Annotated in this window: 15 protein-coding genes; 6 read left to right on the top strand and 9 right to left on the bottom strand. The window is 39.1% G+C overall.

The features are described from left to right. Positions 1–128: 128 nt before the first annotated feature. From ftsY to rpmB, 4 genes are all read right to left on the bottom strand, one after another. Positions 129–1,094, bottom strand: coding sequence for a signal recognition particle-docking protein FtsY (gene ftsY / locus KMW37_RS09325; RefSeq protein ID WP_215224354.1), 966 nt, complete (start codon positions 1,092–1,094; stop codon positions 129–131). 99 nt (positions 1,095–1,193) lie between these two features. Continuing rightward, positions 1,194–1,346 carry a DUF4295 domain-containing protein gene (locus tag KMW37_RS09320; protein WP_215224353.1) on the bottom strand — a complete coding sequence of 51 codons (153 nt, stop codon included), beginning with the start codon at positions 1,344–1,346 and terminating at the stop codon, positions 1,194–1,196. Positions 1,347–1,395: 49 nt separating this feature from the next. Next, on the bottom strand, positions 1,396–1,578 hold the full coding sequence (gene rpmG, locus KMW37_RS09315; protein ID WP_215224352.1) for a 50S ribosomal protein L33: 183 nt from the start codon (positions 1,576–1,578) through the stop codon (positions 1,396–1,398). 30 nt (positions 1,579–1,608) lie between these two features. Then, positions 1,609–1,851 carry a 50S ribosomal protein L28 gene (gene rpmB / locus KMW37_RS09310; protein ID WP_186753966.1) on the bottom strand — a complete coding sequence of 81 codons (243 nt, stop codon included), beginning with the start codon at positions 1,849–1,851 and terminating at the stop codon, positions 1,609–1,611. 258 nt (positions 1,852–2,109) lie between these two features. On the opposite strand from rpmB, the gene rocD reads away from it, so the two are divergent. From rocD to KMW37_RS09285, 5 genes are all read left to right on the top strand, one after another. Continuing rightward, complete coding sequence (gene rocD / locus KMW37_RS09305) at positions 2,110–3,351, top strand: ornithine--oxo-acid transaminase (RefSeq protein WP_215224351.1); 1,242 nt, start codon at positions 2,110–2,112, stop codon at positions 3,349–3,351. A 152-nt stretch (positions 3,352–3,503) separates the two neighbouring features. Then, positions 3,504–4,472, top strand: a complete 969-nt coding sequence (gene hemB / locus KMW37_RS09300; protein ID WP_215224350.1) for a porphobilinogen synthase — start codon at positions 3,504–3,506, stop codon at positions 4,470–4,472. Positions 4,473–4,994: 522 nt separating this feature from the next. Next, complete coding sequence (locus KMW37_RS09295; protein WP_215224349.1) at positions 4,995–6,305, top strand: ammonium transporter; 1,311 nt, start codon at positions 4,995–4,997, stop codon at positions 6,303–6,305. Between the two features lie 122 nt (positions 6,306–6,427). Beyond that, complete coding sequence (locus KMW37_RS09290; protein WP_215224348.1) at positions 6,428–7,612, top strand: porin; 1,185 nt, start codon at positions 6,428–6,430, stop codon at positions 7,610–7,612. A 300-nt stretch (positions 7,613–7,912) separates the two neighbouring features. Then, positions 7,913–8,218: a hypothetical protein gene (locus KMW37_RS09285; RefSeq protein WP_215224347.1), complete on the top strand. Its 306-nt coding sequence runs from the start codon at positions 7,913–7,915 to the stop codon at positions 8,216–8,218. 237 nt (positions 8,219–8,455) lie between these two features. On the opposite strand, the gene KMW37_RS09280 is transcribed toward KMW37_RS09285, so the two are convergent. From KMW37_RS09280 to KMW37_RS09270, 3 genes are all read right to left on the bottom strand, one after another. Beyond that, positions 8,456–9,190 carry an RluA family pseudouridine synthase gene (locus KMW37_RS09280; protein WP_215224346.1) on the bottom strand — a complete coding sequence of 245 codons (735 nt, stop codon included), beginning with the start codon at positions 9,188–9,190 and terminating at the stop codon, positions 8,456–8,458. Between the two features lie 105 nt (positions 9,191–9,295). Next, entirely contained in the window at positions 9,296–10,876 is a 1,581-nt protein-coding gene (locus KMW37_RS09275; RefSeq protein ID WP_215224345.1) for a peptide chain release factor 3, read from the bottom strand. Positions 10,877–10,982: 106 nt separating this feature from the next. Continuing rightward, the gene (locus tag KMW37_RS09270; RefSeq protein WP_215224344.1) at positions 10,983–12,218 is read right to left on the bottom strand and encodes a sensor histidine kinase; all 1,236 of its coding nucleotides are present in this window, start codon (positions 12,216–12,218) and stop codon (positions 10,983–10,985) included. Positions 12,219–12,375: 157 nt separating this feature from the next. Here KMW37_RS09270 and KMW37_RS09265 point away from each other — a divergent pair, with 157 nt between their 5' ends. Next, positions 12,376–12,846, top strand: a complete 471-nt coding sequence (locus KMW37_RS09265; protein WP_215224343.1) for a Dps family protein — start codon at positions 12,376–12,378, stop codon at positions 12,844–12,846. A gap of 73 nt (positions 12,847–12,919) precedes the next feature. Here the strand turns inward: KMW37_RS09265 and KMW37_RS09260 are convergent, their stop codons facing one another. Continuing rightward, positions 12,920–14,230 carry an ABC transporter permease gene (locus KMW37_RS09260; protein WP_215224342.1) on the bottom strand — a complete coding sequence of 437 codons (1,311 nt, stop codon included), beginning with the start codon at positions 14,228–14,230 and terminating at the stop codon, positions 12,920–12,922. After that, positions 14,223–15,128 (bottom strand): ABC transporter ATP-binding protein, encoded by a 906-nt coding sequence (locus KMW37_RS09255; protein ID WP_215224341.1) that lies wholly within the window; start codon positions 15,126–15,128, stop codon positions 14,223–14,225. Before KMW37_RS09255 ends, KMW37_RS09260 begins: the two co-directional genes overlap by 8 nt. Positions 15,129–15,193 lie beyond the last annotated feature (65 nt).

Here is a 15,193-nt window from a genome sequence, read left to right as displayed (position 1 = left end):
AACGAAAAGATTAGTAAATCAACTAAACTATAAAAAGTTCTAGTAAGCATCAAAAAAACAGTACAAAAAAATCCCCAAAGCCAGACTTTGGGGATAAAATTACCTTTATATCAATTGAGTCTAAATTCCTATTCTTTTAATCCTTGCTTAAATAGGGAATCTACAAATTCAGTTCTGTTGAACACCTGGAGATCGGTCATTTTCTCCCCAACGCCGATATATTTCACAGGAATTTTAAACTGATCTGATATCCCAATCACCACCCCGCCTTTAGCTGTCCCATCCAGTTTGGTAATGGCCAAGGCATTGATTTCCGTTGCTTTGGTAAATTCTTTGGCCTGGATAAAAGCATTTTGGCCAGTAGAACCATCCAATACCAATAAGATTTCATGTGGCGCATCATCGATAAATTTTTGCATCACGCGCTTGATCTTACTCAACTCATTCATCAGGTTGACTTTGGTATGCAGCCTTCCTGCTGTATCCACAATCACAACATCTGCTTCCATATCGACAGCCTTCTTCACCGTGTCAAATGCCACCGAAGCTGGGTCGGCATTCATGCCATGGGAAATCACAGGAACCCCAACTCTCTCACCCCAAAGGATCAATTGATCCACAGCAGCAGCTCTAAAAGTATCAGCAGCTCCCAAGACTACAGACTTTCCTGCAGACTTAAATTGATGCGCTAATTTACCAATGGTAGTGGTTTTGCCTACACCGTTCACCCCTACCACCATTATGACATAAGGTTTTTTATCCTTGGGCAATTCAAAATTGCTTAGGTCTTCCACATTGCTCTCTTCGAGCAATCCTACAATCTCTTCTCTAAGGATTTTATCCAATTCAGCGGTATTGACATATTTGTCCCTGGCCACGCGCTCCTCTATCCTCTGGATGACCTTGATGGTGGTATCCACCCCTACATCGGAAGTAATCAACACCTCTTCCAATTCATCCAAGACCTCATCATCTACCTTAGATTTGCCTATTACGGCTTTTCCAAGTTTAGAAAATAAGTTTTCACTGGATTTCTGAAGGCCCTTATCAAGGCTTTCCTTTTTATCCTTAGAAAAAAAACCAAAAATTCCCATAGTCACTTTAATAAATTAGACCCGAATATAATCATAAAATCCCTCCCGAATTCAATCGAGAGGGATTATCCTATTTGCATTACGATTAAAGCAAGGCAATTATTTTGCAAGGGTATCCTTCACATCTGTGGTAGGCACCATCTCTTCTCTGAAAGTGTATGCACCGGTTTTATCAGACTTAACTGCCTTGATCACCTTTGCGTATGTTACACCATCCTTTTTTTTCAGGGTTGCTACTACTTTCTTAGCCATATCTTTTAGGTTTTATAAACAACTCTCCCGAGCTATTCTCTCCTTAAAATTATTTAATTTCTTTATGAACCGTTACTTTTTTAAGGACTGGATTGTACTTCTTAAGCTCCAATCTCTCAGTAGTATTTTTACGGTTTTTTGTCGTGATATATCTTGAAGTGCCTGGAACACCACTGTTTTTGTGCTCTGTACATTCCAAAATCACTTGAACTCTGTTTCCTTTCTTAGCCATCGCTCTATCTATTTATCGATTTGGAAATGATTATTTAATGATAATGTGTCCTTCTGCCTGAGCTTCCTTCAAAACAGCACTGATACCTTTTTTATTGATAGTTCTCAATGCTTTTGTAGAAACCTTCAACGTGATCCAAGCATCCTCTTCTGGCACATAGAAACTTTTCTTGTGCAAGTTAGGATAAAACTTACGCTTGGTCTTGTTGTTCGCGTGCGATACATTATTACCTACTCGAGGTCTTTTACCGGTGATGTCACAAACTTTTGCCATGATATATGATCGTAATTTTTAAGACGTTTTTCTAATTGAGTTTGCAAATATCGGAAGTTTTCGGGAATAACCAAAAGAGCAGCCAAAAATAATTAGCTAAATGATTGTAATTCATCCGGCTTAGTTATTCTCTTTCAAGAAAATCTTTCCAGCAGGCTTTATGGCAACTTTTTTGCACTACTTATTATATACATAGCGCATTTCTTATATTTGTTTAACTACAGGACCCAAATATACAAATAAAAAAATCAAATTCTTATGTTAGAATCAATCACATCAAGTAAACAAGCGATTCAATTGGAAGAAAAATATGGAGCCCACAACTACCACCCCCTACCAGTAGTGCTATCCAAGGGTGATGGTGTTTTTATGTGGGATGTTGAAGGTAAAAAATATTATGATTTTTTATCATCTTATTCAGCAGTCAACCAAGGACATTGCCACCCAAGAATCAAAGAAGCCCTCATCGAGCAAGCGGGGACACTTACACTAACCTCCAGGGCTTTCCACAACGACATCTTAGGAATCTTTGAGAAATTCGTTTGTGAATATTTCAGCTTTGACAAAGTACTACCCATGAATACAGGAGCAGAAGGTGTAGAAACAGCCATTAAGATTGCCAGAAAATGGGGTTATGAAAAAAAAGGGATTCCTGAAAACCAAGGAACCATTATTGTAGCTGAAAACAACTTCCATGGCAGAACAACGACAATCATCTCCTTTTCCAATGATGAAACTGCAAGAAAAGATTTCGGCCCATATACTCCCGGATTTATCTCGATCCCTTACGATGATATCGACGCACTGAAAAAGACCTTGGAGTCAAATGACAATATTATAGGATACCTCGTCGAACCCATTCAAGGAGAAGCAGGAGTTTACGTACCTAAAGAAAACTACCTAAAAGAAGCTGCAGCACTCTGTCAAAAACACAACGCCCTATTTATAGCAGATGAAATTCAAACAGGAATTGGAAGAACTGGAAAACTACTGGCTTGTGACCATGAAGATGTAAAACCAGATATGCTCATCCTTGGAAAAGCCATTTCAGGAGGTTTCTACCCAGTATCTGCCGTATTGGCCAACGACCATATTATGGAAGTAATAAAACCAGGACAACACGGATCAACCTTTGGAGGAAACCCCTTGGGAGCAAGAGTAGCCATGACAGCTCTTAATATAATCACTGAAGAAAAGCTCGCCGAAAACGCCCAAAAAATGGGCGAAGCATTTAGAAACAGGATGCAAAAGCTAATTGAAAAATCAAACCTCATCAATTTGGTTAGAGGAAAGGGACTGTTAAACGCCATTGTTGTTAATGATAGTGAGGACAGTGACACTGCATGGAAAATATGCCTGGCCCTGAAGGAAAACGGCCTACTTGCCAAACCGACACATGGAAACATCATCAGATTTGCCCCACCTTTGGTCATTACAGAAGAGCAAATCCATGAATGTTGCGACATCATTGAAAAAACCATTGTAGAATTTCAACAGTAAACCTCAACAAGGCTCTTTTCCACGAGAAAAGAGCCTTGTTTATTTATAAGGAATAGCACTCATTACAATCCTCCAATCCAAACCACTAATTAAGTCCCATAGCCGATGCTTTTTCTTACCTTTGCCAAGACTTAAAAGAAATTATACTTTCCATGAATAAAAGACCAAGAAGAAACCGAAAGTCCGCTGTCATTAGAGGCATGGTAGAAGAAACCAGGCTTTCCGTTAAAGATTTTATCTTCCCCATATTCGTAATTGATGGAACCAACAAAAAAGAAGAAGTTGCTTCCATGCCTGGAATTTATAGATACTCCATAGATCTATTGCTAAAGGAAATTGAAGAATGCATGAATCTTGGCGTAAAGGCATTCGATATCTTTCCTGCCTACCCAGAAAACAAAAAGGACAAATACGCCTCCGAATCACACAATCCGGAAACATTTTACCTACAAGCCATACACAAGGTCAAATCCACCTTCCCCGAAGCTTGCATTATGACCGACGTAGCCATGGACCCTTACAGTTCTGACGGACATGACGGCATAGTTGAAGATGGCAAAATCCTTAATGACGAAACTTTAGAAGTCTTAGGTAAAATGGCTGTTGCCCAGGCACAAGCTGGAGCCGACATAATAGGACCTTCTGATATGATGGATGGACGAATTGCTTACCTTCGAAATGCTCTGGACACAAATGGACATAAAGAAGTTTCGATCATGTCTTATACCGCTAAATACGCAAGTGGATTTTACAATCCATTTAGAGATGCCCTAGACTCTGCTCCCAAGGCAGGTGATAAAAAAACATATCAAATGGATCCCGCCAATTTGCATGAAGCACTTATTGAAGCGGAGCTTGACGAAGCTGAGGGAGCTGATTTTATGATGGTCAAACCTGCTTTGGCCTATCTGGATGTCATTAGACTCCTTAAAGAGAACAGCAACCTTCCCATTGCTGCCTATAATGTGAGCGGAGAATACTCCATGATAAAAGCCGCTGGAGAAAAAGGATGGCTAGACAGCGAAAGAGTTATGTTAGAATCCCTACTGAGCATCAAAAGAGCCGGTGCAAATATCATCTTAAGTTATTTCGCCAAAGAGTTTGCCCTATTGCAAAAATAAAACAACACACCCCATGCCAAAGCCGATCAATTAAACTGATCGGCTTTTTTTATTGCCCACCCCGTAATATCAACCACATCACCGCCAATTATTGTAAAAAAACTAAAAACAAGTTCATTTTTTAACCAATACCAAAAATCTCTCCAAACCAATTAAAACATAAGTTCAATTATCAACCAACAGAATATTCTAAACACAACAATACAAATATTGGTAAACGAATAAAAAATAGAATTTTACATAAGTTCAAAACTAATATCAATACCATAAAGACTGCTACTATTCAATTTTTAACAAAAAATTTTTAAAATTTTTATAGTTATAAAAAACACCTCAAATTTCATTTTTAGCAAGATTTTTAGGTTTTTCAATTCATTTCAAACCCTATAAACATAGTTTTTATGTATTTTTATTAATTATAGGCTTGTTTTTTTACATAAAAAATATCTACCTTTAACTCAACATTTAAACGCTAACCCATAAAAAATTTCGAAAAATAAGTCTATCTAAACATTCAACTGTATGAACTGGAGTTTTAACGAGCTCGCTCAAGTAAGTAGCGAAGCCCTTGCACAGGGAGCAGATTTTTCTGCTGACATCACCCAAAACTTACTAACAACTAACAATGTGTGGATGATGCTGTCCACAGCCCTAGTTTTTATTATGCACTTAGGCTTTGCCGGTGTAGAAGCTGGATTTGGCCAAGCAAAAAACACAGTAAACATTCTTTTCAAGAATACTGTAACCCCTATCATAGGTATTTTAACCTATGCAATCTGCGGATTCTTCTTAATGTACCCAGGATTTGACGTTCCTGGATGGTTCGGATTTGACGGCGCAGGATGGAGCATGTTCTGGTTCGCACCTGAAAACGCAGATGTTTCAGCAGGCTATGCTGACGCAGGTTACACTTACTGGACCGACTTCTTGTTCCAGGCTATGTTTGCCGCTACTGCTGCAACTATCGTTTCAGGTGCCATAGCAGAAAGGGTTAAACTTGGTGCTTACTTATTATTCACACTTATCTATGTAGGCATTGTTTATCCGATCATCGGGAGCTGGAAATGGGGCGGCGGAGTCCTTGACGATTGGGGATTCTATGACTTTGCAGGCTCTACTCTCGTACACTCTGTAGGTGGATGGGGAGCTTTGGCAGGTGTTATCCTTGTAGGCCCACGTATCGGAAAATATGTAAACGGAAAAACTGTTGATAAGCCTGGCGCCAGTGTTCCTTTGGCCGTAATCGGTGTATTCTTATTATGGTTAGGATGGTTCGGATTCAACGGAGGTTCTGTACTTTCTGCTGATCCAGCATTGGTATCATTTGTATTGGTAACTACTTCCCTTGCAGCTTGTGCTGGTGGACTTGGAGGTTTCCTTGCAGCTTATTTTGTATTCAAAAGACTAGATCTAGGCATGGTCCTTAACGGCATCCTAGCAGGACTTGTAGGTATCACAGCAGGTGCTGACGTAATCAATCCAGGTTCAGCCATAATTGTTGGTTTCATTGCCGGTATCCTTGTAGTTCTTTCTGCTGTATTACTTGACAGCTTAAAACTTGACGATGTGGTAGGTGCTGTATCTGTACACTTAACCTGTGGTATCTGGGGAACACTAGCAGTAGGTATATTCTCTACCAACCCAGAACACTCATTCATTACCCAGCTTACAGGAGTAGCAATTTGTGGCATCACCGCTTTTGTTTGTGCTTTCATCATCTTCTATGTATTAAAAATCACTGTTGGCATCAGGGTTTCTGAAGAACACGAAAGAACTGGTTTGGATTCTCACGAACACGGAATCAGAGGCTATACCATCGTATACGACGAATAAAAATCACAACCACTATACAACCAAAAAAACCCTGCCCATTCAAAAAAACGCCAATCTCTTCAGTCTGGGCAGGGTTAAATTATCAGCCAATCCTAACAAATCAACTAATAATTAAAAGTAAAATGAAAAAACTTCAACTACTAATTGTATTACTAATTTTAGGCTCGTTTACTGTAGTAAATGCCCAAGATGAATCCAAATTCTCTCTTTCTGGATCAGTAGATGCTTATTATCGTGCAAATCTTTCTGCACCAAATAAAGATATGACCAATGAAGAAGGAGAATCCATGGGGATTCAAGCACCAGCAACTTCCTTTGCTAATCTTCCTGGTTTCTCACTAGGTATGGCCAACATTATTGCCGCTTATGAAGGTGAAAAAGTAGGCTTTGTAGCAGACCTTGTATTCGGACCAAGAGGCGAAGACGCAGTTTTCGGTTCACCACTTTATGGTGGCGGTTTTGCAGGTTCTTCTCAAATCGTGAATCAACTTTACATGTATTGGAATGTAAGCGACGCCGTTACCCTTACCATGGGTAATTTCAACACTTACCTAGGTTACGAAGTAATCTCTCCAACAGGAAACTTCAACTACTCTACTTCTTACATGTTCTCTTACGGTCCATTCTCTCACACAGGATTGAAAGCTGATATTGCTCTTTCTGACAACTGGTCTTTGATGGCTTCTGTAATGAACCCTACTGACATGACTGAATTCAACCTAGCTGGAACCTACACTGCAGGATTGCAATTAGGATATGAAAATGACAATGGAGGGACTTGGTTAAACTTCCTATATGGTGACCAGGATGGAAAATTGGACGGGGACAATGTAATGCCTGTAGGCATGTCGTCTCTAGGCAGCACTTTCCAGATCGACCTGACCACTGGATACAATGTAACCGAAGTCGTTTACCTTGGACTAAACGCAACCTACAACACCACTGCCGCTGGCGAAATGTATGACGGAAGTAGCATCTCTGACGTGGACGGAGACGGTGCCGGATTCTACGGTGTTGCTGGATATGTACAAGCAGCTACTTCTGAGAAATTCTCTTTAGGATTAAGAGGTGAATACTTTAATGTTTTTAACTCTGGTCTTGACGGTGTAGTCGGTCTTGACAACGAAGGAGATGGAAACGTATTTGCTGTTACCCTTTCTGGTAATGCAAAAATTACCGACAACTTAACACTGATTCCAGAAGTAAGACTGGATTCTATGTCAGAAGACGATTTCTTCTATAACCATGACCTAGCTTCAAGCAAAAGCTTATCATCATTCTTACTAGCAGCCGTATTCTCATTCTAATTTTTTTACTGACAAACTGAAATTTTTCGCAAAAAAACCACGCGCTTTGAAAAAAGCCGTGGTTTTCTTTTATCTCATACTTTTTAATCTGAAACAGGCTCAACAAAACACCCCAACATATCAGTTTTTAGGAAAACCTAGCAAATACAAGTCTTCAAAAGAATCTGAAAACACAAGATTATCAAAACATTATTTCCTAAAAATCCAATAGACTAATTCAAAAACCCGAAAACTACGCAACCTTTTTCAGGAACACCGTATATATTCTGTAAAAGACTTAAACAACAAAACTATATAAGGATGGTAAAGGTAGCATTAATGGTAGCAGCAGGTTTCTTTAGTGCTGAGACATTAGAAACAGAAGACAAGAAACACCGTGATCTTAAAGGTCCAAAAGCAAAGAACTACAAGCCTTGGAAGGAAAAAGCCAGAAAAGGAACTATTGTAGTGAATTTCGATAGAGACCCAATCACTGGCCCCGCTTACAAAAACCAAAGACCAGGAGAATTAAACACTAACTTGGTTGAAATCTCCCAAGATCTAAAACCAATCGATAGACCTACTGGACCAAAAGGGAAAAATTACAAACCTTGGAAAAACCAATAAAATACAATCTAAAAAAGGCTGCCAATCGACAGCCTTTTTTCTTTTTCTGTATATCCGCTATTGCACCAGTAAGTATACCCCTTCAAAACATTCCCTCAAGAATGGCCCAGATCTTACTGAAATAATGAATTAAACCTGTCTTCCGCCAGATAGATCAGTGTAAATCCGTGAGAAATAAGGCGACTGGTGTGAAAACGGATAATCATATTTCTTTTTAAATAGAGACTATTCTTTTACCTAACCACTAAAACTATTATCAATATGTTGATCTTTTGCCTTCACCGATTCAAAATCCAGGTACTGCTCCCAGAAAGGCTCTTCTGGCAACCCAGCCCTAAGATACAGTTTTTCCTTTTTCACTGGATGAACAAAAACCAAATGAAAAGCATGCAGATTGATACTGGCATCCGGATTGGCCTTTGAAAAACCATACCTCAGATCCCCACGGATAGGACAGCCAATAGAAGCCAATTGAACTCTAATTTGATGGGGTCTACCAGTAACTGGTCTAACTTCCAACAACCAATGATCATTTAACTTACCTAGACGCTTATAACTTAACTCAGCTTTTTTGCTGCCCTCCACATGATGGTCAAAAGCTTCGGTCACATTACGTTTTTCATCTTTCACCAAATAATGTGTCAGCTTAGCCATTTCTTCTTTGGGCCTTCTTTTCACAATCGCCCAATAAACTTTATGTATATCCCTTTTCTTAAACAGCACCATCATCCTCTCCAAGGCCTTTGAAGTTCTGGCAAACACTACCAAACCGCTTACCGGCCTATCCAATCTATGAACAGGATGTAAAAACACCGCTCCAGGTTTATCATATTTTTTGGCAATATAATCTTTACAATAGTCCGTCAAGGTCTTATCACCTGTACGGTCCCCTTGCACCAAAATACCTGCTCTTTTATTTACCACCAACAGGTGATTATCTTCATATACTACCGTAAATGGTCGTTTTGACATATCCAATCAATTTTATACTTGCAAAGTTAGTAAAAGAAACTTTACAGACTGTTATAGCCTACTGGCTCCTAAACAAATAAGGTGGTTTTAAACCACCTTAATATTTTAAAATTCTGAAGTAAAATGAAATTCTATATCCGGATAATTATCCTGAACCATTTGCAACCATGCCCTTGACTCAGCCATAAAAACCAATTTACCATCCTTATCATAAGCAATATGCCTGTTCTTGGATCGAACAAACTCATCCAGCTGCTTCTTATCAGAACTGCTTATCCAACAAGCCTTATATAGATTCATCGGCGCAAACTCCACCGTTGCATTATATTCATTTTTTAATCGGAATTGAATCACCTCAAATTGCAGTTGCCCAACGGTACCTACTACTTTTCTTGCACCTATATCAAAGGTAAACAACTGCGCAACCCCTTCTTCCATTAACTGTTTAAGACCTTTCTCCAATTGCTTGGTCTTCATGGCATCCTTATTGATCACCTCTCTGAAAATCTCAGGAGAGAAACTTGGTATACCTTTAAATGTCAGCTTCTCACCATCAGTTAATGAATCCCCAATTTTAAGGTTCCCTGTATCATAAAGACCAACAATATCCCCTGGAAAAGCCTCATCGATGATCTCCTTATCCTGAGCCATAAATGAAGTCACATTGGAAAACCGCAGAGGCTTAGTCCCCCTAACATGGTTATATGGTTTGTTCCTCTGAAACTTACCAGAACAGATCCTCAAAAAGGCAATCCTGTTTCGGTGATTAGGATCCATATTTGCGTGAATCTTAAACACGAAACCACTGAATTTGTCCTCCTCTGGCAATACTTCCCTCTCTTCAGTCACTCTGCTTTTAGGCTTTGGAGCGATATCAATAAAGGTATCCAACATCTCTTGAACACCAAAATTATTCACCGCTGAACCAAAAAACACCGGAGCAACCTTTCCTGACAAATAATCCTCTTTACTAAACTCAGGATAGACCCCTTCAATCAACTCAACATCCTCTCTCAATTGCTCGGCATTCCCATCCCCAACCAAGTCATTCAGCTTACTGTCCTCAAGATCCTCAATGGCAACGATTTCATCAGATATCTTTCTCTGAGACGGTGTAAACAAATTAAGGGACTTATTATATAGGTTATACACACCTCTAAAGGTCTTACCCATAGATATAGGCCAAGACAAAGGCCTTACCTTAATATTCAGCTTTTCCTCTACCTCATCCAACAAATCATAAGGATCTCTACCTTCCCTATCAAGCTTATTGATAAAACAGATCACAGGAGTATTCCTCATTCTGCACACTTCCATCAACTTCTCTGTTTGGATCTCCACCCCTTTCACACAATCAATCACCATGATCACACTATCCACTGCTGTCAGCGTCCTATAGGTATCTTCAGCAAAATCCTGGTGACCTGGGGTATCCAAAAGGTTGATCTTAACATCCCTATATTCAAACCCCATTACAGAGGTCGCCACAGAAATACCTCTCTGCTTTTCAATCTCCATCCAATCTGATTTGGCATGGGTATCAATCTTATTGGATTTTACAGCACCTGCCGTCTTGATCGCCCCACCAAACAACAATAGCTTTTCCGTAAGGGTAGTCTTACCGGCATCGGGGTGGGAAATAATTCCGAAAGTTCTTCTCTTTTGAATTTCCTTGGTCAAACTCATCTTTCTGGGACTCCTTTATTTGCAAGTTGCAAAGGTAGGCTTTTTGCATGAAAGATTGAAAGTTATCTGCAACAACACATCAAATACTCGATCACATTCTACACCATCAGCTCATAAAGGGATCCTCCACATTGAATTCAGAAGTATTTTCCTTATTGCCCCTTAATACAATTCTAAAAGTAGTTCCCTTTCCTACCTCTGACTGGTACACAAAAACCCTTCCTTGGTGATAACCTTCTATGATTCTTTTGGCCAATGTAAGGCCTAAACCCCAACCTCTTTTACGGGTGGTAAAACCAGGGTTGAACACTTTTTTAAACATACTTTTATCAATCCCCTTTCCAGTGTCGGTGATATCTATATGAACGAACTTTTCACTGTCCTTGACGATATTGATGGCAATCTTTCCTTCTCCCTTCATCGCATCGACAGCATTCTTACATATATTTTCCACCACCCACTCAAAAAGTGATTTGTTCATCATCGCCTCCACATCTTCCGCGTGAGTGTTAAGACTAATGCTTACTTTACTTGATATTCTTGGTCTTAAGTAGTTTACCGCCTCGTCAATTACCTGATAAACATTTTCCTCTTTTATCACAGGCGAACTTCCAATATTCGAAAACCGCTCAGTAACCATCCTCAATTTGGAAACATCCTTATCCAACTCCACTATGACCTCCTTATTTTCTTCCCAAACCGGAGAGTTCTTCAAATAATCAATCCAGGCCATCAAAGAGGCTATTGGAGTACCCAACTGGTGTGCTGTCTCTTTGGTCAGGCCTGCCCACACTCTATTTTGCTCTGCAATTTTGGATTGGTTAAATACCGCATAAGCCAAAATACCAAACACCAAAATTACAGATAGCTGAACGTAAGGATAAAACTTAAGCCTGGTCAGCAACTCAGAATTAGTATAGTACAAGTATTGGTTTTCTACGATCTGAATAGGCTCATAATCCATTTTCATCCTTTGCACCTCAGCACGCAGTTTTTTATCCTTCTCCTCTTCAGTGGCATTATTTTTAAAATTGATATTCCTGTACTGATCAGTTGGGTTGCCAAATGCATCAGCTACTATCACCGGAATATTATGGTTTTCCTGAATAATTCCTTTGTGGATAAATGTAAGATTGTCGGAATTATTAGCCACATACTCCATAGCACTGGCATATAAAGTTATCTGCTTCTTCTCTCTTTCCTTTAACTCACTGACCAGTGTATTGGTATAATAAATAGACCCCACACTTATAATCAGAGAAGCTATAAAAATAATCCACTTAACTTTCCCCCTATTATGATATAGATCCAGCATAGCCAGATCCTGGAATTTATTCTTCATTATTTAAATTAAATCCTTCCAATAAAACCAAACACCTTCTTAAAATAACTGACAATAGTCATAGATATTTTCTATCAATCATAGAAATTAAGAGTTTGCCTCAAACCTAACAATCCTGTAAATTCGAATATATTTTTAAATAAACAAAACAAAAAATATGGCAACTAACGAGATCGGATTAAAAGTTACAGATAGCAAAGCATTGGTAGAACAATTGAATAAATTATTGGCCAACTATGAAATTTACTATCAAAATTTGAGAAATTTCCACTGGAATGTTTCAGGCCCTAACTTCTTTGAACTGCATGCAAAGTTTGAAGAATTATACAATGAGGCCAATGATGCAATCGATGAAACCGCTGAAAGAATTTTAACCCTTGGTGAGCGTCCATTGAGCGCATTCTCTGAATACATCAAGCACTCAAGTATTAGCGAAGCTTTGGAAGTTACTTCTCCTAAGCAAATGGTCGAAACTGTAAGGGACAACCTTAACACTTTGCTCAAACTGGAAAGAGAAGCTTTGGAAACCGCCTCATCCCAAGGAGATGAGGGTACAGTAGCCTTAATGAGTGATTATATCACTTCGAAAGAAAAAGTAATCTGGATGTTATCCGCCTACTTGAGATAAAAACATAAGGGGCTGATCAAATTGATCAGCCCCTTTTTTATTTCTACATACCTAGACATATTATGTCTGCTGATTAGTTATTTTGCTTTATCCACTTCCAAAGCGTCTTATAATTTACTTTGGTACCATGAACCAATATCCCAATTCTATAGACTTTTCCTGCAATCCAAGTCGTAAAGAAAAACCCTCCTATCAATAATAGCATTGAAAGAATCAATTCCATAGCAGGAATCCCAAAGCTAGCTCTCCCCACCATGGCTATTGGTGAAGTAAAGGGGATAACCGAAAGCCAAAAGGAAATATTACTGGAAGGGTCATCCAGAATAAACACGAAAAGGCCAAAATAACTGGCCATCAAGGGAATGGTCACCGGGAACATAAACTGCTGGGCATCCGATGGAGAATCTACTGCAGCACCTATTGCTGCAAAGAAGGCTCCATAAAGCAGATAACCTCCAAGGAAATAAAACAAAAAGGTAAATATCAATTGAATAAAATCTATCCCCTGTAATACCTGAATTATTTTACCCACCTCACTTGACTGTGCCATGGCATGTGCCATTTCCGGATTGGTCATTTCCATCACCTGCTGCTGGGGCATCTGCATTCCAAAATACCCCATTACCACAGTAGAGACCATACTGATCAATACTATCCAAATCAAAAATTGGGTAAGCCCTACAGCGCCTATACCTATAATCTTGCCCAACATCAACTGAAAAGGCTTGATCGAAGAAACCAGAATTTCAATAATTCGACTTGATTTTTCCTCTATCACACCTTGCATGATCTGAGTGCCATAAACAAAGATGAATGTATAAATTAATATCCCCAGCACAAAGCCGAGGGCATAGTTAACCCCAGCATCTGCTACTTTCTCTTCACCCTGATCACCTAGAGTAATGGATTGGATCGAAACATTGGTTTTTAATGATTTAATAAATCCAGGATCAATTCCGGAATCATAAAGCCGAATATCCTCAATCTTTCTTTTCAGTTCGCGTTCCAAATAATCTACAAACCCAACACTTGTATTACTCTCCGAATAAAACACAATCCCCTTTGGTTCTTGGATATCAATCTTTGGTATATATAAAAAACCATATCGTCTCCCATCTTGAACCATAGTCTTGGCTTCCTCTATGGGTAGGTCTGAATAGGAAAAAGCATACTGTCCACTACTTTCCATAAAAAACTGATTCCTTTCGTCCACCACCTCAATGATCTTCAAAGCTTCCTCACTCTCATCACTGAGAGAAATCCACAGAAACATGCCTAAAATCGCAGGAAAGACCAATGGTGTGATCAGGGTAGCTAACAAAAAGGACTTTTTCCTAACTCTGGCAAGATATTCCCTCTTTATGACCAAAAAAACTTTATTCATGCTCGTTGTCTTTTACCTTTTGAATAAAAATTTCTTCTATTGTAGGAATCACTTCCGAAAAACCCAATATCTCCCCATATTTCATCAACTCAGCAACAAAAACATTATGATTATCTTGATCCATTTTGATCTTAAATTCTTGACAACCATCCTCAGTAGTTTTAAGGTCCCAAATTCCCTCTGGCAAACGCCCACTCACCTCACGAAGCTTAACTGAGAAAGTATTGGATCTAGCTTGATTCTTCACGTCCTGAACAGAGCCATCCAACACCTTATGGGACTTATTAATCATCGCAAGATGGTCGCACAGCAATTCCACCGACTCCATCCTATGGGTTGATAGCATGACAGTGGTTCCATTGTCCTTCATCTCGATAATTTCATTTTTTATGATCTCAGCATTCACAGGATCAAAACCGGAAAAAGGTTCATCCAAAATCAAAATTTCTGGTTCATGGATAACAGTGGCTACAAACTGTACCTTTTGGGCCATTCCCTTTGAAAGGTCCTCTATTTTCTTATCCTTCCACGCTGCAATATCCAGTCTATCCAACCAGTAACTCACTTTTTTCTTAGCATCATTAGCAGAAAGTCCTTTCAACTGTGCAAAGTACAATAACTGTTCGGAAACTTTCATCCGCTTATAAAGCCCTCTTTCCTCGGGAAGATACCCAATGTGTTTTATATGCCTGGGAGCTAAACTTTCGCCTTTCACCAGGACTTCTCCCTTATCAGCTTCTATTATTTGATTTACAATTCGAATCAAGGAAGTCTTACCTGCTCCATTTGGCCCCAATAACCCGAAAACCTTTCCCTCAGGAATTTCCAGATCAATATTGGTAAGAGCGGCTTGTGAACCATAGCTTTTGTAAAGCCCTTCAATCTTAAGAATACTCAAAACAATGAATTTTTAAACCTTGGTAATAATAAGAAAAATATAATTTAGGACTAAGTCCTAATGGC

This window comes from Echinicola shivajiensis (assembly GCF_018642165.1).
Classification (GTDB): Bacteria; Bacteroidota; Bacteroidia; order Cytophagales; family Cyclobacteriaceae; genus Echinicola; species Echinicola shivajiensis.
The sequence above is the reverse complement of the archived record's forward strand: the minus strand, read 5'-3'. Positions and strand labels throughout refer to the sequence as shown.

What these genes read in the sequence shown, in the direction of transcription:
- rpmB (WP_186753966.1), bottom strand. Translation starts at nt 1,851, where the DNA reads ATGGCAAAAGTTTGTGACATCACCGGTAAAAGACCTCGAGTAGGTAAT.
- KMW37_RS09260 (WP_215224342.1), bottom strand. Translation starts at nt 14,230, where the DNA reads ATGAATAAAGTTTTTTTGGTCATAAAGAGGGAATATCTTGCCAGAGTT.
- rpmG (WP_215224352.1), bottom strand. Translation starts at nt 1,578, where the DNA reads ATGGCTAAGAAAGGAAACAGAGTTCAAGTGATTTTGGAATGTACAGAG.
- KMW37_RS09280 (WP_215224346.1), bottom strand. Translation starts at nt 9,190, where the DNA reads ATGTCAAAACGACCATTTACGGTAGTATATGAAGATAATCACCTGTTG.
- hemB (WP_215224350.1), top strand. Translation starts at nt 3,504, where the DNA reads ATGAATAAAAGACCAAGAAGAAACCGAAAGTCCGCTGTCATTAGAGGC.
- KMW37_RS09265 (WP_215224343.1), top strand. Translation starts at nt 12,376, where the DNA reads ATGGCAACTAACGAGATCGGATTAAAAGTTACAGATAGCAAAGCATTG.
- KMW37_RS09290 (WP_215224348.1), top strand. Translation starts at nt 6,428, where the DNA reads ATGAAAAAACTTCAACTACTAATTGTATTACTAATTTTAGGCTCGTTT.
- rocD (WP_215224351.1), top strand. Translation starts at nt 2,110, where the DNA reads ATGTTAGAATCAATCACATCAAGTAAACAAGCGATTCAATTGGAAGAA.
- ftsY (WP_215224354.1), bottom strand. Translation starts at nt 1,094, where the DNA reads ATGGGAATTTTTGGTTTTTTTTCTAAGGATAAAAAGGAAAGCCTTGAT.
- KMW37_RS09270 (WP_215224344.1), bottom strand. Translation starts at nt 12,218, where the DNA reads ATGAAGAATAAATTCCAGGATCTGGCTATGCTGGATCTATATCATAAT.
- KMW37_RS09285 (WP_215224347.1), top strand. Translation starts at nt 7,913, where the DNA reads ATGGTAAAGGTAGCATTAATGGTAGCAGCAGGTTTCTTTAGTGCTGAG.
- KMW37_RS09295 (WP_215224349.1), top strand. Translation starts at nt 4,995, where the DNA reads ATGAACTGGAGTTTTAACGAGCTCGCTCAAGTAAGTAGCGAAGCCCTT.
- KMW37_RS09275 (WP_215224345.1), bottom strand. Translation starts at nt 10,876, where the DNA reads ATGAGTTTGACCAAGGAAATTCAAAAGAGAAGAACTTTCGGAATTATT.
- KMW37_RS09320 (WP_215224353.1), bottom strand. Translation starts at nt 1,346, where the DNA reads ATGGCTAAGAAAGTAGTAGCAACCCTGAAAAAAAAGGATGGTGTAACA.